This window comes from Streptomyces sp. NPDC030814, assembly GCF_055572155.1.
Genome location: NZ_JBVIDX010000016.1, coordinates 181,110 through 204,925, shown reverse-complemented (window position 1 = coordinate 204,925; position 23,816 = coordinate 181,110). Strand labels below are relative to the sequence as shown.

The 23,816-nt window shown below is 72.2% G+C and carries 19 protein-coding genes; 12 read left to right on the top strand and 7 right to left on the bottom strand.

What is annotated here, in order from left to right; all coding sequences use genetic code 11:
- Window positions 1-103: 103 nt before the first annotated feature.
- A complete protein-coding gene (locus tag ACZ43N_RS29340) occupies window positions 104-1,687 on the bottom strand; it encodes an MFS transporter (RefSeq protein ID WP_468101746.1) in 1,584 nt (527 codons plus the stop codon).
- A 150-nt stretch (window positions 1,688-1,837) separates the two neighbouring features.
- Here ACZ43N_RS29340 and ACZ43N_RS29335 point away from each other — a divergent pair, with 150 nt between their 5' ends.
- Window positions 1,838-2,422, top strand: coding sequence for a TetR/AcrR family transcriptional regulator (locus ACZ43N_RS29335; RefSeq protein ID WP_468101744.1), 585 nt, complete (start codon window positions 1,838-1,840; stop codon window positions 2,420-2,422).
- Between the two features lie 3 nt (window positions 2,423-2,425).
- Here the strand turns inward: ACZ43N_RS29335 and ACZ43N_RS29330 are convergent, their stop codons facing one another.
- The 5 genes from ACZ43N_RS29330 to ACZ43N_RS29310 all read right to left on the bottom strand — a co-directional run bounded on the left by ACZ43N_RS29330 (window position 2,426) and on the right by ACZ43N_RS29310 (window position 8,959).
- A complete protein-coding gene (locus ACZ43N_RS29330; RefSeq protein ID WP_468101769.1) occupies window positions 2,426-3,139 on the bottom strand; it encodes an ATP-binding cassette domain-containing protein in 714 nt (237 codons plus the stop codon).
- A gap of 110 nt (window positions 3,140-3,249) precedes the next feature.
- Entirely contained in the window at window positions 3,250-4,332 is a 1,083-nt protein-coding gene (locus tag ACZ43N_RS29325; RefSeq protein WP_468101741.1) for an ABC transporter ATP-binding protein, read from the bottom strand.
- On the bottom strand, window positions 4,325-6,115 hold the full coding sequence (locus ACZ43N_RS29320; RefSeq protein ID WP_468101739.1) for an ABC transporter permease subunit: 1,791 nt from the start codon (window positions 6,113-6,115) through the stop codon (window positions 4,325-4,327). The genes ACZ43N_RS29325 and ACZ43N_RS29320 overlap by 8 nt, the downstream gene beginning before the upstream one ends.
- Entirely contained in the window at window positions 6,112-7,599 is a 1,488-nt protein-coding gene (locus tag ACZ43N_RS29315) for an ABC transporter substrate-binding protein (protein ID WP_468101738.1), read from the bottom strand. The genes ACZ43N_RS29320 and ACZ43N_RS29315 overlap by 4 nt, the downstream gene beginning before the upstream one ends.
- 157 nt (window positions 7,600-7,756) lie before the next feature.
- Window positions 7,757-8,959, bottom strand: a complete 1,203-nt coding sequence (locus ACZ43N_RS29310) for a PucR family transcriptional regulator (protein ID WP_468101737.1) — start codon at window positions 8,957-8,959, stop codon at window positions 7,757-7,759.
- Between the two features lie 128 nt (window positions 8,960-9,087).
- On the opposite strand from ACZ43N_RS29310, the gene ACZ43N_RS29305 reads away from it, so the two are divergent.
- The 3 genes from ACZ43N_RS29305 (at window position 9,088) to ACZ43N_RS29295 (ending at window position 12,261) form a co-directional block, all read left to right on the top strand.
- Window positions 9,088-10,014 carry a proline dehydrogenase family protein gene (locus ACZ43N_RS29305; protein ID WP_468101735.1) on the top strand — a complete coding sequence of 309 codons (927 nt, stop codon included), beginning with the start codon at window positions 9,088-9,090 and terminating at the stop codon, window positions 10,012-10,014.
- Between the two features lie 130 nt (window positions 10,015-10,144).
- Complete coding sequence (pruA, locus tag ACZ43N_RS29300) at window positions 10,145-11,776, top strand: L-glutamate gamma-semialdehyde dehydrogenase (RefSeq protein WP_468101733.1); 1,632 nt, start codon at window positions 10,145-10,147, stop codon at window positions 11,774-11,776.
- A gap of 353 nt (window positions 11,777-12,129) precedes the next feature.
- Window positions 12,130-12,261 (top strand): hypothetical protein, encoded by a 132-nt coding sequence (locus ACZ43N_RS29295; RefSeq protein ID WP_468101731.1) that lies wholly within the window; start codon window positions 12,130-12,132, stop codon window positions 12,259-12,261.
- Between the two features lie 61 nt (window positions 12,262-12,322).
- Here ACZ43N_RS29295 and ACZ43N_RS29290 read toward each other — a convergent pair whose 3' ends face one another.
- Window positions 12,323-13,924, bottom strand: a complete 1,602-nt coding sequence (locus tag ACZ43N_RS29290; RefSeq protein ID WP_468101729.1) for a purple acid phosphatase family protein — start codon at window positions 13,922-13,924, stop codon at window positions 12,323-12,325.
- 144 nt (window positions 13,925-14,068) lie between these two features.
- On the opposite strand from ACZ43N_RS29290, the gene ACZ43N_RS29285 reads away from it, so the two are divergent.
- The 8 genes from ACZ43N_RS29285 (at window position 14,069) to cimA (ending at window position 23,212) form a co-directional block, all read left to right on the top strand.
- A complete protein-coding gene (locus tag ACZ43N_RS29285) occupies window positions 14,069-15,112 on the top strand; it encodes a 3-isopropylmalate dehydrogenase (protein ID WP_468101727.1) in 1,044 nt (347 codons plus the stop codon).
- Window positions 15,113-15,429: 317 nt separating this feature from the next.
- A complete protein-coding gene (locus ACZ43N_RS29280; protein WP_468101725.1) occupies window positions 15,430-16,518 on the top strand; it encodes a branched-chain amino acid aminotransferase in 1,089 nt (362 codons plus the stop codon).
- Window positions 16,519-16,711: 193 nt separating this feature from the next.
- Complete coding sequence (gene ureA / locus ACZ43N_RS29275) at window positions 16,712-17,392, top strand: urease subunit gamma (RefSeq protein WP_468101724.1); 681 nt, start codon at window positions 16,712-16,714, stop codon at window positions 17,390-17,392.
- 8 nt (window positions 17,393-17,400) lie between these two features.
- Window positions 17,401-19,107, top strand: coding sequence for an urease subunit alpha (locus ACZ43N_RS29270; protein ID WP_468101722.1), 1,707 nt, complete (start codon window positions 17,401-17,403; stop codon window positions 19,105-19,107).
- An 11-nt stretch (window positions 19,108-19,118) separates the two neighbouring features.
- Window positions 19,119-20,165 carry an agmatine deiminase family protein gene (locus ACZ43N_RS29265; protein WP_468101720.1) on the top strand — a complete coding sequence of 349 codons (1,047 nt, stop codon included), beginning with the start codon at window positions 19,119-19,121 and terminating at the stop codon, window positions 20,163-20,165.
- Window positions 20,166-20,175: 10 nt separating this feature from the next.
- Window positions 20,176-20,694 carry a hypothetical protein gene (locus tag ACZ43N_RS29260; RefSeq protein WP_468101719.1) on the top strand — a complete coding sequence of 173 codons (519 nt, stop codon included), beginning with the start codon at window positions 20,176-20,178 and terminating at the stop codon, window positions 20,692-20,694.
- Window positions 20,691-21,281, top strand: coding sequence for a TetR/AcrR family transcriptional regulator (locus tag ACZ43N_RS29255; protein ID WP_468101717.1), 591 nt, complete (start codon window positions 20,691-20,693; stop codon window positions 21,279-21,281). The genes ACZ43N_RS29260 and ACZ43N_RS29255 overlap by 4 nt, the downstream gene beginning before the upstream one ends.
- A gap of 326 nt (window positions 21,282-21,607) precedes the next feature.
- Window positions 21,608-23,212, top strand: a complete 1,605-nt coding sequence (gene cimA, locus ACZ43N_RS29250) for a citramalate synthase (RefSeq protein ID WP_468101715.1) — start codon at window positions 21,608-21,610, stop codon at window positions 23,210-23,212.
- The last annotated feature ends 604 nt before the right edge of the window (window positions 23,213-23,816 follow it).

The window sequence follows — 23,816 nt, the reverse complement described above, 5'->3', positions numbered from 1 at the left end:
CGAGCACTCGCACCTCGCCGTACACTCACCCCCCCCCCCCCCCCCCCCTCCCCCCTCCCCCCCCCCCCCCCCCCCCTCCCCCCCCCCCCCCCCACGGCCGTTCTCATGTCCGGGCGGTCGCGGGAACGTCGTGGCCCGTCGCGCCGTCGCCCTCGACCGGGGCGGGGATCGTCGCCTCGTCCCTCGCCCGCACACCGCGCAGGGCCCCCGCGGCGAGCGCCGCGGCCCCCAGCAGGACGACGGCCCCCGCCACCGCCGCTGCCTGCATTCCGGTGGTGAACGCGGCGCGGGCCGTGGCCGCGAGGGCTTCGCCCGCGGCACCGGGCAGTTGCTCGGCGACGGCGAGCGCACCCCCGAGCGTCTCGCGGGCCGGAGCGGGCGCCGACGCCGGGATCTCGTGGTGGTAGACGGCCGTACCGATGGAGCCGAGGGCGGCCATGCCCAGGGCGCCGCCGAACTCCTGGCCGGTTTCCAGGAGGGAGGAAGCGGAGCCGGCGCGTTCGACGGGGGCGGCGCCGAGGGCCAGGTCCGTCATCTGGGACATCACCGTCACGATGCCGGCGGCCAGGACACCGGCCCCGGCCAGGACCAGCCACAGGGAGTCCGGCCCGGCGGTGGCCAGAAGGCCGTACCCGCACGCGGCGGTGGTGAAGCCCGCCGCCACCACGTACGCCCGGTTCACGCCCCGCTGCACGAGACGGGCGGCGACCGGGGCGGCCACGCCGACGAGCACGGAGGGCAGCAGTCCCCACAGCGCGGCTTCCAGCGCGCTCTTGCCGAGCACGGACTGGAGGTACTGGGTGGTGAAGTACGCCGAGCCCATCATGCCGAAGGCCGCGAGGAGGTTGAGGGCGACCGCCGGGGTGAAGCCGTGGCCGCGGAACAGGGCCGGTGAGATCATCGGGGACGGCGTGGTGCGCTGGCGGTGGACGAAGAGGGCCGCGAAGAGCAGGCCGACGGTCAGGCTGACCACGTACCGGACGTTCCAGCCCTCCGTGGGGATCTCCTTGAGGCCGTAGACGACCGGCAGGACGGCCGCCATCGACAGCGGCACGCTGAGCAGGTCGAAGCGGCCGGGCTCGGGGTCCTTCCACTCGGGCAGCAGCACCGGGCCGAGCAGCAGGAGCATCGCCATCGCGGGCAGGTTCACCAGGAAGACCGAGCCCCACCAGAAGAACTCGACCAGGACACCGCTCAGGACCGATCCGAGCGCGATGCCCGCCGTCATCACACCGGACCAGATGCCGATCGCGGTCGCCCGCTGGCCGGGGTCGGTGAACATCGTGCGGGTCAGGGCCATCGTCGACGGCATCAGGGTGGCCCCGCCGATGCCGAGGACGGCGCGGGCCGCGATCAGGGTCTCGGCGCTGTTCGCGTACGCGGCGACCAGCGATGCCGCGCCGAACGCGGTCGCCCCGATCAGCAGGAGCCGGCGGCGGCCGACGCGGTCGCCCAGTGAGCCCATCGTCATCAGCAGTCCGGCCAGCACGAACGCGTAGATGTCGAAGATCCACAGCTGTTGGGTGCCGCTGGGTTCCAGGTCGGTGCTGATCGCCGGGATCGCGAAGTACAGGACCGACACATCCATCGAGACCAGCAGCAGCGGCAGCATCAGGACGCACAGGGCGGTCCATTCGCGGCGGCCGGCGCGCCGGGCGGGTGGCGGGATCACGGGGTTCGTCGTCATGAGAGGGACTGTACGGATGTTTTATACGCTCGTCTAGTACGCCTGTATAGAACGCTCGTATGGGTCGGTCGCTTGGGACGTCCGTATGGCACGGGTGTATGGCACGGGCGTATGGGACGGGCGTATGGCCGCGCGGATACGCTGAGGCGCATGGGACACCGTGAGGATCTGCTGGAAGGCGCCAAGCGCTGCCTGCTGGCGAAGGGCTTCGTGCGGACGACGGCGCGCGACATCGTCAAGGAGTCGGGGACGAACCTGGCGTCGATCGGCTACCACTACGGCTCGAAGGACGCGTTGCTCGCGCAGGCGTATGTGTCCCTGGTCGGCGACGTCTCCGTGGCTTTCGACGAGGGGGAGCACGAGCTGAGCGGCACCGAGCCCGGTTCGATCGAGCGCTTCCGGGAGGTGTGGGCGAACGTCATCGACACCATGCGGGAGCCGGGCTCGATGTGGCGGCTCAGCATGGAGATCATCGTCATGGGCGACCAGCTGCCCGAGGTCCGCGACCACCTGGCGCTGGCACAGCGCGAGGCGGGGCGCGGACTGATCCCGATGCTCATGGGCGGCCGGGAGGAGGACGTCCCCGAGAAGGACGTGGACACCCTCGGAAAGTTCCTGGTGACCCTCATGACGGGGCTGATCGCCCAGTGGACCTTCGACCCGCCGAGCGCCCCCGAGGCCGACGAACTCGCCGAGGGGCTCCGCCGGGTCATCGCCGCGACGCGGGGGGAGTGAGGTCTACGCCGCCACGAGCCGTCCCGCGCGCATCTCGATCGAGCGATCCGCGAAGTGCCGTACCACTGCTCGGTCGTGACAGATGAACAGATAGGCGAGCCCCAGATCGTCCTGGAGGTCGGCGAGGAGGTTGAGGACGCCGGCCCGGACGGACGGGTCGAGGGCGGAGACCGGTTCGTCGAGGACGAGGAGACGGGGCTCGGAAGCCAGCGCGCGGGCGATTCCGGCGCGCTGGCACTGACCGCCGGACAGCTCGTGCGGGAAGCGGTCGCCGAGGGCGGGGCCGAGGCCGACCCGGTCGAGGAGTTCGGCGACCCGCGCGGGGCCCGTCGCGTCCCACCGGCCCTGGACACGCAGCGGCTCCGCCACCGCGTCACGGATGCGGTGCCGGGGACTGAGTGAGCCGTACGGGTCCTGGAAGACCGGCTGCATGCGGGGCCGGAGCGGACGCAGTTCGCGCTCGGTGAGCGTCGTCAGCTCCCGGCCCTCGAACCGGACCCGGCCGCTCTCGGGGCGACGCAGCTGGAGCACGGCGGCCACCGTGGAGGACTTGCCGCAGCCGGACGGACCGTTCAGGGCGAGGGTCTCGCCCGCGACCACGGAGAAGGAGACGTGGTCGACGGCGGTGACCGCGCCGTAGCGGACGACCAGGTCACGCACGTCGAGCAGGGCGGGGCTCTCGTGGGCCGGGCCGGCACGCTTCTTGTCCGCCGGCAGGGCGCGGTCCTTGGCGTCGAGCCGGACGGGGGGCTCGCCACCGAGGCGGGCGGCGGGCTCGTTGCCGAGCGGGGCGGGGGCCGTGTCCCCGAGCGGGACAGGGGGCTGGTTCACGTGGACTGCTCCAGGAACAACTCGGTCGCCGGGTGGGGCACGTCGTCCCAGCGATGGCAGGAGACCTCATGACCGTCGTCCGCCGTCCACAGGCCGGGTTCCTCGCGGTGGCAGCGGTCCTCGACGAGGGGACAGCGGGGCGCGAAGGCGCAGCCGGGCGGCAGGGCGTCCGGGGCGGGCGGGGAGCCGGGGATGGCGGGCAGCCGTCGGCGCCGGGCGGCGGCGCCGACGGAGCCGTCCGCGCCGTCCACCGGTGGCAGCGACGCCAGCAACCCCGCCGTGTACGGCGCCCGCGGTCGGTCCAGCACCCGGCGCGTCGGGCCCTGCTCGACCTGGCGTCCGGCGTACATGACCAGGATGCGGTCGGCATGGTCGCGCACCACCCCGAGGTCGTGGGTGACCAGGACGAGCGCGGCGCCGACCGCCTCGCGCTGCTCTCCGAGGACCCGCAGCACCTGCTCCTGGAGCTCCGCGTCGAGCGCGGTGGTGGGTTCGTCGGCGACGACCACGTCCGGTTCGTTGATCGTCGCCATGGCGATCACGGCCCGCTGGCGCATTCCGCCGGAGTACTCGTGGGGGTGGGCCCGTGCCTTGCGTGCGGCGTCGGGGATGCCCACCCGGTCGAGGGCGGCGATCGCCCGGGCCCGGGCCTGTGAGCGGGAGACGCCCGCCACCGACCGGAGGGCGGCGGCGAGTTGGTCGCCGACGGGATGCACGGGGGAGAGGGCGGACAGCGCGTCCTGGGGGACGAGGGCGATCCGGCGGCCGCGGAGGGCGGCGAGGGCCGGGCGGGTGGCGCCCACGAGTTCGGCGTACGACCCCGGCTCGTCCCGCAGCCGTACGCTCCCGGTCGTCGTCGTGCCCCGCGGCAGCATGCCCAGCAGTGCCCGCGCGGTGAGGGACTTGCCCGCGCCGGACTCGCCGACGAGGGCGAGTACCTCCCGGGGCCGGAGAGTGAAGGAGAGCCCGCGGACGACCTCCAGGGCGCCGAAGGCGACCCGCAGATCCCGTACCGACAGCAGGGCGTCGGGGGTGGTCGGCGAGAGGGGCGTGCGGGGTGCGCGGGGTGCGTCAGACATGTCGGGCTCCCACCAGGGTCTCGTCCTTCTCGCTCGTGCGGGACCGGCCGGGCTTCCGGGCGCTCCGCCGTCGTGCCCGCCCTTCGGTGTAGGCCGCGCCCGACACCGCGAGGCCCGCCAGCAGGGCCAGGGCGACCGCCGGGGCCAGGGCGGCCCACGGGCCGCGTTCGACGTAGGCGCGGGACTCGTCGAGCAGCAGGCCCCACTCGGGGGTGGGCGGCTGGGCGCCCAGGCCGAGGAAGCCGAGCGAGGCGAGGGCGAGGGCGATACCGGGGAGGCGGAGGATCGCGTGGCGGGTGACCGGGGCGGCGACCGAGGGCAGGACGTGCCGGGTGAGGATCCAGGACGGGCTCGCGCCGATGGCCCGTTGGGCGGTGAGGAATGTGGACGCCCGCACCTCCTGGACCAGGGCCGCCGCGTGCGCGGCCAGCGGGGGCCATGAGATCAGGGCCACGGCGAGGGCCGCGCCGCCCGTGCCGGGGCCCGCCGCGGCGGCGACCAGGATGCCGGCGATCACCGGGGGCAGCGCGTTGGCGATGTCCGACGCGCCCTCGGCCACGCGGGGCAGGAAGCCGAGCGACAGGGCGGCGAGGAGGCTCAGGGCGCAGACCGCCGCGGCCGTGCCGACGGTGGAGGCGGCGCCGTGGCCGAGGCGGGCCAGGACGTCACGGCCGAGCCCGTCCGTGCCGAGCGGGTGCGCCCAGGACGGCGGCAGCAGCCGGGCGGTGGTGTCCACGGCGTACGGGTCGCGCAGCAGGCCCCCGCCGATCGTGACCAGGAGGATCACCGCGAGGGTCAGCGGCACCGCCGGGTGGGTGCGGACCGGGCGGGCGGCGGGGAGGGTGAGGCCCGCGTCGCGCAGGGCGGGGCCGAGGAGCCGGCGCCGGGCGAGGGCGGCGAGGGCTCCCGTGACCAGGCCCAGCGCGAGGAGGGCGAGGACCGAGCCCTGGAGGAGGGGGAGGTCCTGGGACTTGGCCGCGCCCAGGGCCGTACGGCCGATGCCGGGCACCGCGAACACCGTCTCCACGGCGACCGCGCCGCCGGTCAGGCCGACGGCGGCCATGCCGAACTGCGGGACCAGCGGCGGCAGGACGCGCCGCAGCGCCGCCGCCGAGATCCGTGCCCGGCTGACGCCCGCACCCCGCCACAGCTCCACCCAGCGCTCGTCGAGCACGGCGGGCAGCGCGTCCGCGACCAGCCGGCCGAGCAGACCGCCGGCCGGGACGCCGAGGGCGAGCGCGGGCAGGACCATGTACTCGGGACCCGCCCAGCCGGACGTCGGCAGCCAGCCCAGCCACACCCCGCACACCAGCAGCACCACGGTGGCCAGCAGGAACTCGGGGACGGCGGCGAGCATCGCGGCGAACGCTCCGGTCGTCCCCCGGCCCCGTACCAGTACCGGGGCGACCAGCGTGCAGGCCAGGAGCACGGCGACGGCGAAGGCGGCGCCCATGAGGCCGAGGGAGACCTGGAGACCGGAGACCACCGAGGGCAGCACGTCGGTGCCGGACACCCAGGAGGTGCCGAGGTCGCCGCGCAGCAGGCCTGACACCCATCCGCCGAGCAGGGACAGGGGGCCGGCCTCCAGCCCCAGGTCCTCGCGGATCGCGGTCAGCGCCTCGGGTGTCGCCTCCTGCTCGGCGGACCGGGCGCGCAGCACGGTCAGCGCCGGGTCCCTGCCGGAGAGCCAGGGGAGCAGCCCCACGGCGGCCAGAACGGCGGCCAGACAGACGAGGCGGGTCAGCCCGGCGGGGCTGACCCGCTTCCTGGGTGTCGCCGTCACTTGACGTAGGTGTCGGCGGTGACCAGCTCGCGTTCGCGCGGGTCGTGGGCCGCGTCCACGACACCGGCCGCGTCGCCCTGGATGACACGCTCGTGGAGCATCGGCACGGCGGCGTCGGTGCCGAGGACGGCGGCCTCGGCCTCGATGACGGCCTTGCGGCGGGCGTCACCGGCCTCGGTCTCGGAGGCCTTCTTCAGGGCGGCGTCGACCTTCTTGTCGGCCAGGTGGGAGAGGTTGAAGGAGCCGTCGGAGGCGAAGTCGCTGTACAGGTACGCGGCCGGGTCGCCGGAGTCGAGGACGGTCGCCCGGGAGAGGATGAACCCGTCGAACTCGCCCGCAAGCGCGTCGGATTCGATGTTGGCGTACTCGCGCACGTCGAGCTTCACCTTGAACCCGGCCTTCTGCAGCTGCTGCTGGAGGGTGGCGGCGACCTCGGGCAGCTCGGCGCGGTCGGTGAAGGTGCCGATGGTGATCGACCTGCCGGACGGGTCGGCCACCTCGGCGCGCTTGGCCTTGGACCGCAGCTCGGCGGCCCAGGGAAGCGCGGGTCCCAACAGCCCCTCGGCCACGTCGGCGCGCCCCTCGTACACACCCTTGACGATCGCCTCGGCGTCGATGGCCTCGCGGGCGGCGGCGCGCAGCGAGGCGTCCTTGAAGACGCCCTTCCCGGTGTTCAGATACAGGGTGTTGGTACGCGGCATGGGGACCTCGGTGATCAGGTCCTGGTCGAGCACGGCGGCCTGCGACACGGGGATCGCCTCGACGATGTCGGCCTCGCCGGTGCGCAGGGCGGCCGCGCGGGCGGTGCCGTCGGGCACGAACCTCACGTCGATTCCGGGTGCTTTCGCCTTGCCGCCCCAGTAGTCGTCGTAGCGGTCGAGGGCGGCGGAGGAGGTGCCGTTGACCTCGGTCAGCTCGAAGGGGCCGGTGCCCGCGCCGACCGGGTTCACCGTCTTCCCCCTGTAGGCCTTCGCGGCGAGGATCGACAGCTGGGGGGAGCTGAGGCGCTGCGGGACCAGCGGGTCCTCGACGGCGGTGGTGACGGTGACCGTGTTGCCGTCGGCCTTCGCCGTCAGCTCCACGCCGTCGAGGATGCGGGGCTTGGGGGAGGCGGTGGCGGCCTTGGTGAGGGAGTTGACCACGGCGTCGCCGGTGAGCTTCGTGCCGTCGTGGAAGGTGACGCCGTCCCGGACGGTGAACGTCCAGCTCCTGCCCGACTGCTTCCACTCGGTGGCGAGCGCGGGCTGCGCGTCACCCTCCGGGTTCAGCTTCACCAGGGTCTCGGCGGTCGACCAGCGCGACAGCTTGAACGCGTCGTCGGACAGGGGCGACAGGCCCGAGCGGGGCGGCAGCATGTGCGCGACGCGGATGCGCTTGCCCCCGCCGCCCGCCTCGTCGGAGCCCGTCGATGAGAAGCAGCCCGTGAGCAGGGCGGACGCCGCGGTGACCGCGGTCAGGGGGAACAGACGGACGGGGACGCGCACGGGACACTCCGAGTAAAGGCGTGGTCAAAGGTTGAACGCGCCACGACCGTAGCATGATGACAATCATTTTCAGAAGCGCTGATTCGCGCCACCGGCGCCCCGGCGGTGGCGCTTTCCGTCCTCTGGCGGGCTCAGCCCGCACGGGCCTGCCGAACCCTCAGAGCCGGGCGCCCTTCAGGGCCATGTGCAGCAGCAGCCGGTCCTCGCCGTCGTCCAGGTCGAGGCCTGTCAGCTGTTCGACGCGGGAGAGGCGGTAGTAGAGGGTCTGGCGGTGGATGCCCAACTCCGCCGCCGTGCGTCCCGCCTGACCCGCGCAGTCGAGGAACGTCTCGGCCGTCCGGGCCAGTTCGCGATGGGCGGGGGACAGGAGGGCGCGGACCGCGGGGTCCTGAGGGGTGCCCGGGGGCAGGGAGGCCAGGAGGCGGTACGGGCCGATGGACCGCCACTCGGCGACCGGACCCAGCCGGGGCTCCGCCAGCACGGCGCGGGCCGCCGCCGACGCCTCGCGCCACGCGGTGGCCAGCTCGCCGAGCCCCGTACGGGCGCCCGCGACCCCGGCCGCGGCCCGCGCGCCCGCCCGCTCCAGCAACCGGGCCGCCGCCGTGAGCGCCGGCGCCGGTACGTCCGCCGAGCGCAGCCGCACCAGCAGGGCGAGGCTCTGGCCCGCCGCGCCCCCCGGCACCGTGCACAGCGCCGTCGCCCCCGGCACCGTACGGAAGGACGGGGCGTCGTCCGGGTCCGCCGACGGCCACGGGGCCACGCACACCACCGTGTGGACGCCGTCGCCGCGCGGGCCCAGAGCGGCGCGCAGTTCCGCCACCGCCATGTCCCGCTCCCAGCCCCGCTCGGCGGTGAGCACCGCCCGCAGCTCACGGGTGAGGTCGGCACCCGCCTGGGCCTCGTCCGCGAGGAGCGCGCCGATGCGGGAGGCGACCGCCATGGCGGCCGACAACTGGGTGTCGGTGGGGCCGGGATCGCCGTCCAGGAGCCAGACATAGCCGAGGACGACACCCCGATGGCGTACCGGGAGACAGACGCGGCCCCGGAGCACGCCCGCCTCGGGGGTCGGGGGGATGCGCACGGGGGCGGTCGCCCGGGTGATGCCGAAGCCCTCGAACCACTCCCGCACGGCCGCCGTCGAGCGGCGGGTCAGGATCGAGCGGGTGCGCACCGGGTCCAGGGCCGAGGGATCGAGGTCGCCCTCGCTGTCGTAGGCGCCGAACGCGATCAGCTCGAAGTCACGGTTCTCCAGCGTCGCCGGGGCGCCGAGCAGCGCCGAGATCTCGTCGACGAGCTCCTGGTAGTCACCCACGTGGTGGAACGATGCGGCGTCCGGCGTCACGGGGGCATTCTCCCCCATCCCGCCGCGGCCTTCATACATCTGTCTGAGATCTGCGGCACGGATGCGTGACAGCTGTCGATGGTCGTCGATCGGGGGGATCCTTAGGTTTCACGGTGGTTCTATCTGCTGGTTTGTGGAGGTGCCCCGTGCTGGGTCCCGTGATTCTCGCCGCGTCGCGCAGCGACCGGATGCGACGCCTGATCTCGGCCGCGCCCGTGACCAAGCAGGTCGTCGACCGCTTCATCCCCGGTGAGGGCGTCGACGACATCGTCCCCGTCATCCGGGACCTCACCGCCGAGGGCCTCGAAGTGACGATGGACGTCGTCGGCGAGGACATCACCCGCCCCGAGCAGGCCGCCGCCGCCCGTGACGCCTACCTGGAGCTGATCGACCGGCTCGCGGAACTGGAGCTGGGCGAACGCGCCGAGATGTCGGTGAAGCTGTCCCTCTTCGGCCAAGCGCTGGAGGGCGGCCACGAGCTGGCCCTCAGGAACGTCCGCCCCGTCGTCGAGGCCGCCGCCGCGATCGGTACGACCGTCACGCTCGACGCGGAGGACCACACCACCCTCGACTCGATGTTCGCCATCCACGAGGAGCTGCGCCGGGACTTCCCCCAGACCGGCTGCGTCATCCAGGCCTACCTCTTCCGCACCGAGTCCGACGCCCGCCGGCTCGCCGCGAACGGCAGCCGGGTGCGGCTGGTGAAGGGCGCCTACAAGGAGCCCGCCTCCGTCGCCCATCAGCAGAAGACCGAGATCGACAAGGCGTATGTCCGCGCCCTGAAGATCCTCATGGACGGCGAGGGGTACCCGATGATCGGGTCCCACGACCCGCGCCTCATCTCCATCGCCCAGGAACTCGCCCACCGCGCCGGGCGCAAGCTCGACGAATACGAGTTCCAGATGCTGTACGGCATCCGCACCGAAGAGCACCACCGGCTCGCCGCCGAGGGCCACCGGATGCGCGTCTACACCGCGTACGGCACGGACTGGTACGGCTACTTCATGCGCCGTCTTGCCGAGAAGCCGGCGAACCTGCGCTTCTTCGTCCGCAGCATGCTGAGCCGAGGCTGATTCATGACAGTCACCGTGAAGCTCTGCCGGGGGTCCGGGGGTCGTCCCCCGGGAGAACACGGCCTCCGCTCGATGATCAGCAAGGGCTGAGCCCGCAACACCCGCTCAACATCAAGGAGTTACGGATCTCATGGACGCTGTGACCCAGGTCCCCACCCCCGTCAACGAGCCGGTGCACGGCTACGCCCCCGGCTCACCCGAGCGGGCCCGGCTGGAGGCCAAGCTGAAGGAGCTGGCCGAGAACCCGATCGACCTGCCCTGCACCATCGGCGGCGAGCAGCGGATGGGCGGCGGCGACCGCTTCGACGTCGTCCAGCCCCACAACCACAAGGCCCGCCTCGGCACCTACGCCAACGCCACCCAGCAGGACGCGCGGGACGCCATCGACGCGGCCCTCGCCGCCGCGCCCGCCTGGCGCGCGATGTCCTTCGACGACCGTGCCGCGATCATCCTGCGCGCCGCCGACCTGCTCGCCGGCCCCTGGCGCGAGACCATGGCCGCCTCCACCATGCTCGGCCAGTCCAAGACCGCCCAGCAGGCCGAGATCGACACCCCCTGCGAGCTCGTCGACTTCTGGCGCTTCAACGTCAAGTACGCCCGCGACCTGCTCGCCGAGCAGCCTCCGGCGAACTCCCCGGGCGTCTGGAACCGCCTCGACCACCGTCCGCTGGAGGGCTTCGTCTACGCGATCACCCCGTTCAACTTCACGGCGATCGCGGGCAACCTGCCGACCGCGCCCGCCCTCATGGGCAATGTGGTCGTGTGGAAGCCGAGCCCCACCCAGACCCACGCCGCCGTGCTGCTCATGCGGCTGCTGGAGGAGGCCGGGCTGCCGAAGGGCGTCATCAACCTCGTCACCGGTGACGGCATCGAGGTCTCCAAGGTCGCCCTGGAGCACCGCGACCTCGCCGGCATCCACTTCACCGGCTCCACCCGGACCTTCCAGTACCTGTGGAAGACGGTCGGCGCCAACATCGAGAAGTACCGCTCCTACCCGCGTCTGGTCGGCGAGACCGGCGGCAAGGACTTCGTCGTCGCCCACCCGAGCGCGGACAAGGCGGTCCTCAAGACCGCGCTGACCCGCGGTGCCTTCGAGTACCAGGGCCAGAAGTGCTCGGCGACCTCCCGGGCGTACATCCCCGCCTCCATCTGGAACTCCGGCTTCAAGGAGGAGTTCGCCGCCGAGGTCGACTACCTCACCATGGGTGACGTCACCGACCTGTCGAACTTCATCGGCGCCGTCATCGACGAGCGCGCCTTCGCCAAGGTCAAGGCCGCGATCGACCGCGCCAAGTCCGACCCGGCCTGCACGATCGTCGCGGGCGGCTCCTACGACGACTCGGTCGGCTGGTTCGTCCGCCCGACCGTCGTCGAGTGCACCGATCCGGAGAACGAGGTGTTCACCACCGAGTACTTCGGCCCCTTCCTCGCGGTGTACGTCTACGAGGACGACAAGTACGAGGAGATGCTGACCCAGATGGAGTCGGTCTCCGACTACGCCCTCACGGGGTCGGTCATCGCCGGTGACCGCGCGGCCGCCGCGTACACGATGGACAAGCTCCGTTACGCCGCCGGCAACTTCTACATCAACGACAAGTCCACCGGCGCAGTCGTCGGGCAGCAGCCGTTCGGCGGCGGTCGCGCCTCCGGCACGAACGACAAGGCGGGCGCCCCGCAGAACCTGATGCGCTGGACCCTGACCCGCGCGATCAAGGAGACGCTGGTCCCGCCGACGGACTACGCGTACCCGCACATGGGCTGACCGGCCCCGCACGAGAACACCGCCCCATTCACCCGGAAGGGTGAATGGGGCGGTGGTGTGCGGCGTGCCGAAAGCGCAGGTGGGCGGCGTGTGACGCAATCCACCGTCTCAGATAGTAGGAAGTCCGATTAATTGTGGAGACAGATGCCCCGGCCTCACTTAGCTTTGTAGGAGCCGAACGTCTCGCTCGACCCAGCGAATGGCGGTCGTGAGCCGGAGGCCCTAGGCAGGCAACCCCTGCGGCCCCGCTCCCCGGCCCATCTGGGGGCACCTCCCACGCCCTTGAGGCAGTGGGGGAGTCTCACAGCCCTCTGTTTCCGCACTCCGGAATGCCTCGAAGGAGTCGATTCCCCATGGCCGAGACGACCATCCGCCGCCGAGTCCGTCACGTTTCCCGGACCACCGAGTCCGACCGCAAGAACGCCGCCGCCGCCCTCCAGCGCGCCCTCGACCGCAGGGACAACGGCGGTTCCACCGGGCACTGAGCCGCCCCACCAGCCGGGAGCCGCACCCGTTCGAGGTGCGGCACGGCCGTGGGGCATCGGCTCACGCGCCGCGCCGCACCTCGAAGTGGTCGATGCGCTTGCCGTTCTGGGCGAGCGCCGACACCTTGAGCCGGGGCCGCGAACCCGCCTCGGCCTCCACCGACAGGAACGAGAACCCGGTGTAGCGGACGCGGGACCACTCCACGACCTCCGTCTTGCGGTCCTTGGACTTCGTCCACCGGAAGGACTCGATCGCGTCGCGGTCGCGGACCTTCCCCTCGTGGCTGTCCTCGACGCCCGGGGGAAAGGCGTAGAGCTCCTTGCCGCCCCCGCCCGCCGTGACGTACACGATCCCGTCCCGTGTCGGGTCGGTGGACCCGCCGATCGGCACCGGCTTGCCGACCGCGCCGTTCCTGATGGCGTCGGTCCGCTCGTACGCGTGGTTGTGCCCGTTGATCACCAGGTCCACCTGGTGCTTGGTGAACAGCGGCAGCCACTCGGCGCGTACACCCCCGTCGGACGCGTGGCGCGAGGTGGAGTACGCGCAGTGGTGGAAGTAGACGACGACGAAATCGACCGACGTGTCGGCCCGCAGCTCGCCCAGCCGCCTGTCGAGCCACTTGGTCTGCCTGCCGCCCGTGTAGCCGAGGTTGGCCGGGATCTCGTACGAGACGTCGTTCGCGTCGAGCGCGACCACACCGACGTTGCCGTAGACGAACGAGTACACGCCCGGCGCCCCGCGCGGGTCGAAACCGCTGTCCGGGAGCGACCAGCGGGCCACCTGGCCGCCGTAGCCGTCCGGTGAGTACCAGGCCTCCATGTCGTGGTTGCCGGTCGTCACCATCCACGGCACCGACTTCGCCACCAGCTCGTTCTGCTTGAGGAACAGATCCCAGAAGCCGGGGTCGTAGGAGTCCGACTTCTCGCCGTGGCCGGTGGTGTCCGCGTAGCAGATGTCGCCCGCGTGGAGATGGAAGGCGGGGCTCTCCCGCAGCAGCACATGGTCGTTGGCGAGGGCGTCCTTGCTGACGCCCTGGTCGCCGAAGGCGGTGAAGACGAACCGTTCCGGGCTCGCGGGCGCCGTACGGAAGGACGTGATCGTCTTCCGGTGGGCCGGCGCGGCCGGGTCGAAGCCCTCGTGACCGACGCCGTAGTAGTACGTCGTGCCGGGCTTCAGGCCGTCCAGCGCCGCGTGCACGTAGTACTGCTCGAACGCCGGGCGCACGCCCTGGAGTTCCGGGGTGTACAGGTCGCGGATCTCGGCGTCGACGCGCCGGCTCAGCTCCTCGGGCCGCAGCCCCACCCGCACGAAGGGCTTCTTGACGGCCGCCGGAAGCTGCCAGGAGATCCGCATCTGCGTCTTCGGGTCGGCGCCGAAGGCGAGATGGCGGCCGAAGGGGACGACCGCCGAGGCGGGCACCCGTTCCGTGGCCGTGACGGAGGGCGAGGGGGACCGCCGTCCGGTCGCCGTGTCGGACCCGGAGCAGCCGGTCAGCAGCCCGCCGGCCACCGCCCCGGCGGTCACCAGCGTGCGCCGCCGCGTCAGCTTCGTGCGCAGGTACTCGTACTGTTCCGGCATGCTGAGACGGAGGGCCAGCTGCTCGGGGATGCCGACGTCGGGGACGGGGAGTCCGGGGGGCCTCCCCCTGGATGGCGCAGTCATGATGGGCAACTTCCCAGCAGAGGCCAACTCCCGGCAAACGCAGGGGTGAACGCCGGTCAACGGCTCGGTGCCGACGTCACCCTGCCGCGTCCATATCGCGGACAGCCCGTGTCATCCCGTGGGACAAGGAGTACGGTGCCGCACATGTCTCGCAGCCTCAATCTCGCAGTGATCCCCGGTGACGGCATCGGTCAGGAAGTCGTGGCCCAGGGTCTCAAGATCCTCTCCGCCGTCCTTCCGCAGGATGTGAAGCTGGAGACGAAGGAGTACGACTTCGGTGCCAAGCGCTACCACGCCACCGGTGAGACCCTCACCGACGCCGACCTGGCAGCGCTGAAGCAGCACGACGCGATCCTGCTGGGCGCGATCGGCGACCCGAGCGTCCCCTCCGGCGTCCTGGAGCGCGGCTTCCTGCTCAAGCTCCGCTTCGCCTTCGACCACCACGTCAACCTCCGTCCGTCGAAGCTGCTGCCGGGTGTCGCCACCCCGCTCGCCGGCCAGCCGGAGATCGACTTCGTCGTGGTCCGCGAGGGTACCGAGGGCCCGTACACCGGTAACGGCGGCACCATCCGCAAGGGCACCCCGCAGGAGGTCGCCACCGAGGTCTCCGTGAACACGGCCTTCGGTGTCGAGCGCGTGGTCCGCGACGCCTTCGCCCGCGCCCAGGCCCGCCCCCGCAAGAAGCTCACGCTGGTCCACAAGAACAACGTGCTGACCTTCGCGGGCCACCTGTGGACGAACACCTTCAACAAGGTGGCCGAGGAGTTCCCCGAGGTCACCACCGACTACATCCACGTCGACGCCGCGACCATCTACCTGGTCACCGACCCCGGCCGCTTCGACGTGATCGTCACCGACAACCTCTTCGGTGACATCATCACCGACCTCGCCGCGGCCGTCTCCGGCGGCATCGGCGTCGCCGCCTCCGGCAACATCAACCCGTCCGGCGAGTTCCCGTCCATGTTCGAGCCCGTCCACGGCTCGGCCCCGGACATCGCCGGCCAGGGCAAGGCCGACCCGTCCGCCACGGTCCTGTCCGTCGCCCTGCTCCTGCGCCACCTCGGCTACGAGGCCGAGGCCGCACGCATCGAGGAGGCCGTCTCCGCCGACCTCGCGGAGCGCGTGGGCAAGCCCGCCCGTACGACGGACGAGATCGGCGACGCCCTCGCCGTACGAGTAGCCGGCTGACCCGCCGCGCACTCGAAAGCTCCCCCGGACCCCGAGCCCCACGGCTCCGGCCCGGTGCGGGGGACTCCTTCGAAAGCCGCCGGGTCGCATCGCACCCGGCGGCTTCCGCATGCTCCCGCCGGGTGTCACCATCATCCCCTGGGCCGCATCGCACCGTATTCGTCCACGGTCATCCACGTTTCGTCCACGCCCCCCGCCAGGCGATAATCGAACGAGGTGCCGCGGAATGAGGGAATGCTCGGACGTCCTAACACTGGCCACTGGCAGTGCGGATGTGAGCGCGGCCCGTCACACACAACCGGTGAAGGACATCACTCATGACGACGCCCACGATCGAGCTGAAGCCGTCCGCCCATCCGCTCTCCGACGCCGAGCGCGAGGCGATCCTGGCCAACCCCGGCTTCGGCCGCCACTTCACCGACCACATGGTGACGATCAAGTGGACCGAGGGCCGTGGCTGGCACGACGGGCAGCTCGTGCCGTACGGCCCGCTCTCCCTCGACCCCGCGAACATGACCCTGCACTACGCGCAGGAGATCTTCGAGGGGCTCAAGGCGTACCGCCGGCCCGACGGCTCCGTGGCCACGTTCCGCCCGGAGATGAACGCCCTGCGCTTCCAGAAGTCCGCCCGGCGCCTCGCGATGCCCGAGCTGCCGGTGGAGACCTTCATCGAGGCGTGCGACCTGCTGGTCCAGCAGGACCAGGCATGGGTGCCCGCGCACGGCGGCGAGGAGTCCCTCTATCTGCGCCCCTTCATGATCGCCACCGAGGTGGGCCTGGGTGTGAAGCCGGCCAACGAGTACCTCTTCCTGGTCATCGCCTCCCCGGCCGGCGCCTACTTCCCCGGTGGCGTCAAGCCCGTCTCCATCTGGGTCTCCGAGGACCATGTCCGCGCCGTCCCCGGCGGCATGGGCGACGCCAAGACCGGCGGCAACTACGCCGCGTCCCTGCTGGCCCAGGCCGAGGCCGCCGCGGAGGGCTGCGCCCAGGTCTGCTACCTCGACGCGGTCGAGCGGAAGTGGGTCGAGGAACTCGGCGGCATGAACCTGTACTTCGTGTACGGCGACCGCATCGTCACCCCCTCCCTCACCGGCTCGATCCTGGAGGGCGTCACCCGTGACTCCCTGCTGACCGTCGCCGCCGACCTCGGCTACGCCGCCGAGGAGGGCCGTATCTCCATCGACCAGTGGCAGGCCGACTCCGAGAGCGGCGCCCTCACCGAGGTCTTCGCCTGCGGCACCGCAGCGGTCATCACCCCCGTCGGCACGGTCAAGCGCACCGGCGCCGCCTGGCAGCAGGGCGGCGGCGAGCCCGGCCCGGTCACCCTCAAGCTCCGCGAGGCGCTGCTGGACATCCAGCGGGGCACGGTCGAGGACAAGCACGGCTGGATGCACGTCCTGGCCTGACGCCCACCCGGGCCCGACCTCGGGGCCGCCGCGGACCACGCGTCCGCGGCGGCCCTTTTCCGGCTTCCGGCTCCTCGCGCTCTTTGAGTGACGCTCGAATCCTCTTACTCATGCAGTCGCGGGTACTTCCCTTCGCCCTTGCGCCAAGTTTAGAGTGACGCTCTAACATCCGGGACGCCAGGAGGTGCCGCCCATGCGACTCACCCCCACCGAACGCGACCGCCTGCTGCTCTTCGGTGCCGCGGAGCTGGCCCGGGCCCGGCGGGCGCGCGGCCTGCGGCTGAACGTGCCCGAGGCGACCGCGCTCATCGCGGACACCGTCTGCGAGGCCGCGCGGGACGGGGCGAGGCTCGACGAGGCGATCGCACGGGCACGGGCGGTGCTCGGACCGGACGACGTCCTGCCCGGCGTGGCGGACATCGTCACCGAGGTGCAGGTCGAGGCGGTCTTCGACGACGGCTCCCGGCTCGCCGTGGTCGCCGAACCGATCGGCGACGGCCTCGGCGAGCAGGCTCCCGGGGCGCTGCTCCCGGGACCCGCGCACACCGAACCCGAGGCGGTCGTGCGGCTGACGGTGACCAACACGGCCGCCGTGCCCGTCTCCGTCACCTCCCACTTCCACTTCTTCGAGGCCAATCCGCGACTGGACTTCACCCGGGCCGAGGCGTACGGGATGCGGCTGGCCGTGCCCGCGGGGTCGTCGGTGCGGTTCGGGCCGGGGGAGAGCGTCGAGGTGGGGCTGGTGCCGATCGGGGGCGAACGGATCGCGATCGGCTTCGCGGGACTCGTCGACGGGCCCCTCGACGCGCCCGGAGCGAAGGAGGAGGCCCTGCGCAGGGCCGCCGCCTGCGGATATCTGGGGGCCGCGCGATGAAGCCGTCCATGCATACGCCGACGAACCCCCCGGCGAACACCTCGATCGATCCTTACGCGTACGCCGCGACCCACGGCCCCCGCGCGGGTGACCGGCTCCGGCTCGGCGACTCGGGCCTCGTGATCCGCGTCGAGTCCGACGCCCAGCGCCACGGCGACGAGTTCCTCGCGGGCTTCGGCAAGACCGCGCGGGACGGGCTGCACCTCAAGGCGGCGGCGGTCCGGGAGACCTGTGACGTCGTCATCAGCAACGTCATCGTGATCGACGCGGTGCTGGGCATCCGGAAGGTGTCGATCGGCATCCGGGAGGGGCGCATCCACGCCGTCGGGCGGGCCGGGAACCCGGACACCCTCGACGGGGTCGACGTCGTGGTGGGCACCGGCACGTCCATCGTGTCCGGCGAGGGGCTGATCGCCACTGCCGGGGCCGTGGACACACATGTCCATCTGCTGTCGCCGCGGATCATGGAGGCCTCGCTGGCCTCCGGGGTCACCACGATCATCGGCCAGGAGTTCGGGCCGGTGTGGGGCGTCGGGGTCAACTCGCCGTGGGCCCTGCGGCACGCGTTCGCCGCGTTCGACGCCTGGCCGGTCAACATCGGCTTCCTCGGCCGGGGTTCGTCGTCCCACGAGGCCCCGCTGGTCGAGGCCCTCGCCGAGGGCGGCGCCTCCGGCTTCAAGGTGCACGAGGACATGGGCGCCCACACCCGGGCGCTGGACACGGCGTTGCGCGTCGCCGAGGAGCACGACGTACAAGTGGCCCTGCACAGCGACGGGCTGAACGAGTGCCTGTCGGTCGAGGACACCCTGCGGGTGCTGGAGGGCCGTACGATCCACGCCTTCCACATCGAGGGCTGCGGCGGCGGACACGTGCCGAACGTCCTGAAGATGGCCGGGGTGCCGAACGTCATCGGCTCCTCCACCAACCCCACCCTCCCCTTCGGCCGGGACGCCGTCGCCGAGCACTACAGGATGATCGTCTCCGTCCACGGCCTGAAGACCGATCTGCCCGGCGACGCGGCCCTGGCCCGGGACCGCATCCGTGCCGGGACGATGGGCGCCGAGGACGTGTTGCACGACCTGGGCGCCATCGGCATCACCTCCTCCGACGCGCAGGGCATGGGGCGCGCGGGGGAGACGGTGCGCCGGACCTTCGCCATGGCCGGGAAGATGAAGGCCGAGTCCGGCGTCCCGGACGACCACGACAACGAGCGCGTCCTGCGCTACATCGCCAAGCTCACCGTCAACCCGGCCATCGCGCACGGCCTCGCCCACGAGATCGGCTCCCTGGAGGTCGGCAAGCTCGCCGACATCGTGCTCTGGCGCCCCGAGTACTTCGGCGCCAAACCGCAGCTGGTACTGAAGTCCGGCTTCCCGGCGTACGGCGTCGTCGGCGATCCGAACGCGGCCACCGACACCTGCGAACCCCTCGTCCTGGGGCCGCAGTTCGGGGCGCACGGGGCCACCGCCGCAGACCTCTCCGTCGCGTTCGTGGCGCGGGCCGCGCTCGACGCGGGCGCCGACCGGCTGCCCACCCGCCGCCGCAGGGTCGCGGTGCGCGGCACCCGGGGCATCGGCCCCGCCGACCTCGTCCACAACTCCCGCACGGGATCGGTCGATGTCGACCAGCGCACCGGACTGGTCACCCTCGACGGGGAGCCGCTGCGCTCCCGGGCGGCCGACTCCGTCTCCCTCAACCGGCTGTACTTCCTCTGAGAGGCCCTCCGATGTCCGCTGCCGCCGACGGCTTCCGCATGCCCGCCGAATGGGCCCCGCACGAACGCACCTGGATGGCGTGGCCCGGCCCCAACCCCACCTTCGAAGACCCCGACGACCTGACCGCCGCCCGCACCGCCTGGGCCTCGGTCGCCCGCGCCGTCCGCCGCTTCGAACCGGTGACGGTGGTGTGCGGGCCGGGGCAGGCCGCCGAGGCCGCCGCCCTCCTCGGCCCCGGCATCGACACCGTCGAACGCGAGCTGGACGACGCCTGGATGCGCGACATCGGTCCGACCTTCCTGACCGACGGCCGGGGGCGCCTGGCCGCCGTCGACTGGCGGTTCAACGGCTGGGGCGCCCAGCCCTGGGCCCGCTGGGAGCACGACGCGAGGATCGCTGCGTCCGTGGCGGACCTCGCCGGGGCCCGGACGTACGCCTCGCGGCTCGTCAACGAGGGCGGCGCGATCCATGTCGACGGGGAGGGCACCGTCCTGCTCACGGAGACGGTGCAGCTCGGGCCCGAACGCAATCCCGGCTGGACCCGCGAGCAGGTCGAGGCGGAGATCCATGCCCAGCTCGGCACCCGCAAGGCGATCTGGCTGCCGCGCGGCCTCACCGGCGACTATCCGCCCGGCGGTTTCGGCACCCTGGGCCACGTCGACATCGTCGCCGCGTTCGCGCGGCCGGGGGTGGTCGTCGCCCACTCCCAGCCGGACCCCGCCCACCCCGACCACGAGATCACCGAGGAGATCATCGGACTGCTGCGGTCCCAGACCGACGCGCACGGGCGGCGCCTGGAGGTCGTCGAGGTCCCCGCCCCGACCGAGCTGGAGGCGGACGGCCGCTGGGCCGACCACTCCTACATCAACCACTACCTCTGCAACGGCGGAGTCGTCCTGTGCGGCTTCGACGACCCGCGCGACGAGACGGCCGCCGCGATCTTCCGGCGGCTGTTCCCCGACCGCACGGTCACCCTGGTCGACGCCCGCACGATCTTCGCCGGCGGAGGCGGTATCCACTGCATCACCCAGCAACAGCCCAGGGGCGGCGTCCGGTAGAAACGTACGGATGAGCACACCACCGAGCGCACCCGTGCGCGTCCTGCGTTGCGCCGCCTGCGACCAGCCCCTCACCGGGCCCCTGCAGCTGCTGCCCGAGGTGCCCGAACGTCCGCTGTACGACGGGCGGAAGAACGCCGACGGCTCGCGGGGCGCCCCGTCGACGATGCCGCGCGGGACGTACGCGGTGGATCCGCTGCCGTGCGGGGCACCGTACGTTCCGCACCCCGATCCCGAGTGGATGGACGTCGCCCATCCCGGCAACGCGGTGCACCTGGACCCCGACGGGCCGGGCTGCCTGATGTCCGCCGGGCCGCGCGACACCCTGGTGGTGCACCCCGAGGACACCCGACGGTACCTGTCCCAGAACCCGGCCGTGCAGGAGTCCGGATGCTGCGAGGTGGGACGCACGGGGCCCAACGAGCTGTGCGGAGGGTGCGGCGCGGTGGTCGCGACGCTGTTCGCCGGCTGCACCGGCCCCTACGAGACCCACTTCCTGCCCGACGCCGTACGCGTGGCCGCCCCATGACCCGCCGCCGCAACACCGCCCCGCCCCGCGAGGAGGTCCTCGGCGCCGCCATGGCCATGATCGCCGAGCGGGGTCTGGAGAAGCTCACCATGGCGGCGCTCGGCCGTGAGGTCGGTATGAGCAGCGGCCACCTCCTCTACTACTTCCACTCCAAGGACGAGCTGCTGCTGCGGACCCTGGAGTGGAGCGAGGGCCGGCTCGGCATCGAGCGCGCCCGGCTCCTCACCCGGACCGCCCCGGCCCGCGAACGTCTGGACGCGTACGTCGACCTCTACGTCCCCGACGGCCACCGCGACCCCCACTGGACGCTCTGGCTGGAGGTCTGGAACCGTTCGCAGAACGCCGACGACGACGCCCGCGACCGCCAGGCCGCCATCGAGGGCGCCTGGCACCGCGACCTGGTGGCGCTGCTCGCCGAGGGCATGTCACGCGGCGAGTTCCGGGCGGTCGACGCCGACCGGTTCGCCGCCCGGCTGCGGGCCCTCCTCGACGGCTTCTCCATCCAGGTGGCCATCGGGCTGCGCGGGGCGGACCGTGGCCTGATCCTGTCCCATGTACGAGAGTTCCTGGACGAGTCACTGGGGTGAACACGGCGCCCGCCCACACACAGCGCACTGTTCGCATCCTGAGACGGACGGTGATCGCGGGGACGGTATGTGCCAGACTGCCCCCGTGCTCTCGTTCGCCATGATTATTGGCAGCAGGCGCGCCGGTCCGCAGTGACCGCCACGTACGACCACGTACGGGCGGACACCGTCGTCCTCGACCCGCGCGCAGACCTCTCGCACCCGCGAGAGGTTTTTCGCTTTTCTGGCCCACCCCCAGCCGGGAACGCAGCGCGCGGGATGATGGGAGGACGGTGGAGCCGGTCATTCCGGTACAGACCGAGATCCGACATCAGGAGCCGAACACCATGACGGAAACCAGCGAACTCGACGACTCGTTCCACGTCTTCGACACCACCTTGCGAGACGGCGCCCAGCGCGAGGGCATCAACCTCACCGTCGCGGACAAGCTGGCCATCGCTCGGCACCTGGACGACTTCGGAGTGGGCTTCATCGAGGGCGGCTGGCCGGGCGCCAATCCCAGGGACACCGAGTTCTTCGCGCGCGCCCAGAAGGAGATCGACTTCAAACACGCCCAGCTCGTCGCCTTCGGCGCCACCCGCCGCGCCGGCGGCAGAGCGAGCGAGGACCCCCAGGTCAAGGCACTCCTCGACTCCGGTGCCCCGGTCATCACCCTCGTCGCCAAGTCCCACGACCGGCATGTGGAGCTGGCGCTGCGCACCACCCTGGAGGAGAACCTGGAGATGGTCCGCGACACCGTCTCCCACCTCCGGGAGCAGGGCCGCCGGGTCTTCGTCGACTGCGAGCACTTCTTCGACGGGTACCGCGCCAACCCCGAGTACGCCAAGTCCGTCGTCCGCACCGCAGCCGAGGCCGGCGCAGACGTCGTGATCCTCTGCGACACCAACGGCGGCATGCTCCCCGCCCAGGTCCAGGCGGTCGTCTCCACGGTCCTCGCCGACACCGGCGCCCGGCTCGGCATCCACGCCCAGGACGACACCGGCTGCGCGGTCGCCAACACCCTCGCCGCCGTCGACGCGGGCGCGACGCACGTCCAGTGCACGGCCAACGGCTACGGCGAGCGGGTCGGCAACTCCAACCTCTTCCCGGTCGTCGCGGCCCTGGAGCTCAAGTACGGCAAGAAGGTCCTCCCCGACGGCGCCCTGCGCGAGATGACCCGCATCTCCCACGCGATCGCCGAGGTCGTCAACCTCACCCCGTCCACGCACCAGCCGTACGTCGGCGTCTCCGCCTTCGCGCACAAGGCCGGCCTGCACGCCTCCGCCATCAAGGTCGACCCCGACCTGTACCAGCACATCGACCCCGAACAGGTCGGCAACACCATGCGGATGCTGGTCTCCGACATGGCGGGCCGCGCCTCCATCGAGCTCAAGGGCAAGGAGCTGGGCGTCGACCTCGGCGGTGACCGCGAGCTGATCGGCCGGGTCGTCGAGCGGGTCAAGGAGCGTGAACTCAAGGGCTACACCTACGAGGCGGCGGACGCGTCCTTCGAACTCCTGCTCCGCGAGGAGGTGGCCGGCAAGCCGCTGCGCTATTTCAGCACCGAGTCCTGGCGCGCCATCGTCGAGGACCGCCCCGACGGCAGCCACGCCAACGAGGCCACCGTCAAGCTGTGGGCCAAGAGCGAGCGCATCGTCGCCACCGCCGAGGGCAACGGCCCGGTCAACGCCCTGGACCGCGCACTGCGCGTCGCCCTGGAGCGGATCTACCCCCAGCTCGCCAACATGGAGCTGGTCGACTACAAGGTCCGCATCCTGGAGGGCAAGCACGGCACCCACTCCACGACCCGTGTGCTGATCTCCACCACCGACGGCACCGGCGAGTGGTCCACGGTGGGCGTCGCCGAGAACGTCATCGCCGCCTCCTGGCAGGCCCTGGAGGACGCCTACACCTACGGCCTGCTCCGGGCCGGGGTCGAACCGGCGGAGTGACCTGGGCCGGGGACCAGACCTGACCGGGCTTCAGCCCGGAGATGTACGCCGTGGCGAAGCGGACGGCGGACTCGTACGGGTCGTCGCCATGGTGCTCGACCCTCAGGCTGTAGCGGTGGCCGGGCAGCAGCCGCTGCTCGCCGTGCCGTCCTCGTCCACCGGCACACGACGGCGCCGGCCGGGTCCCGGTCACCGTCACGGGCGCGGCCCCGGAAGCGGTCACGTGACTTAGGGGTCCTCTCACTGTGCCCGCCCGGGGCGCGTGGTCTGGCGCCTTGCGAGGCACGGCACCAGACCACGCGACCTGATCGGACGCTCATAGTGAAAGGACCCCTTGCGGACGAGGTCACGTGACCTACGGACCAGCCTCGCCGCCCACCGGGGGGCGCTCGCGAAGTTCCCCGCGCCCCTGACGTGGGGCCTGCGGCCCACCCCTCAGGTGAAAGGCGTGGGGCGCGGCCCCGGCTTTCAGGTGCTCTTCAGGGGTGCGGGAACTGCGCGAGCAACCCTCACCGGCCCGCACCGCGCCCGACGGCGGGACTCGGCAGTCCGGTGCTCCCGGGGCAGCCGAGCGTGCCCGCCCCCCGGCCCCCGGCGGGAAGCC

Coding starts and splice junctions, on each gene's coding strand:
- ACZ43N_RS29340 (WP_468101746.1), bottom strand. CDS start 1,687: ATGACGACGAACCCCGTGATCCCGCCACCCGCCCGGCGCGCCGGCCGC.
- ACZ43N_RS29335 (WP_468101744.1), top strand. CDS start 1,838: ATGGGACACCGTGAGGATCTGCTGGAAGGCGCCAAGCGCTGCCTGCTG.
- ACZ43N_RS29325 (WP_468101741.1), bottom strand. CDS start 4,332: ATGTCTGACGCACCCCGCGCACCCCGCACGCCCCTCTCGCCGACCACC.
- ACZ43N_RS29310 (WP_468101737.1), bottom strand. CDS start 8,959: ATGGGGGAGAATGCCCCCGTGACGCCGGACGCCGCATCGTTCCACCAC.
- pruA (WP_468101733.1), top strand. CDS start 10,145: ATGGACGCTGTGACCCAGGTCCCCACCCCCGTCAACGAGCCGGTGCAC.
- ACZ43N_RS29295 (WP_468101731.1), top strand. CDS start 12,130: ATGGCCGAGACGACCATCCGCCGCCGAGTCCGTCACGTTTCCCGGACC.
- ACZ43N_RS29290 (WP_468101729.1), bottom strand. CDS start 13,924: ATGACTGCGCCATCCAGGGGGAGGCCCCCCGGACTCCCCGTCCCCGAC.
- ACZ43N_RS29285 (WP_468101727.1), top strand. CDS start 14,069: ATGTCTCGCAGCCTCAATCTCGCAGTGATCCCCGGTGACGGCATCGGT.
- ACZ43N_RS29280 (WP_468101725.1), top strand. CDS start 15,430: ATGACGACGCCCACGATCGAGCTGAAGCCGTCCGCCCATCCGCTCTCC.
- ureA (WP_468101724.1), top strand. CDS start 16,712: ATGCGACTCACCCCCACCGAACGCGACCGCCTGCTGCTCTTCGGTGCC.
- ACZ43N_RS29270 (WP_468101722.1), top strand. CDS start 17,401: ATGCATACGCCGACGAACCCCCCGGCGAACACCTCGATCGATCCTTAC.
- ACZ43N_RS29265 (WP_468101720.1), top strand. CDS start 19,119: ATGTCCGCTGCCGCCGACGGCTTCCGCATGCCCGCCGAATGGGCCCCG.
- ACZ43N_RS29260 (WP_468101719.1), top strand. CDS start 20,176: ATGAGCACACCACCGAGCGCACCCGTGCGCGTCCTGCGTTGCGCCGCC.
- ACZ43N_RS29255 (WP_468101717.1), top strand. CDS start 20,691: ATGACCCGCCGCCGCAACACCGCCCCGCCCCGCGAGGAGGTCCTCGGC.
- cimA (WP_468101715.1), top strand. CDS start 21,608: ATGACGGAAACCAGCGAACTCGACGACTCGTTCCACGTCTTCGACACC.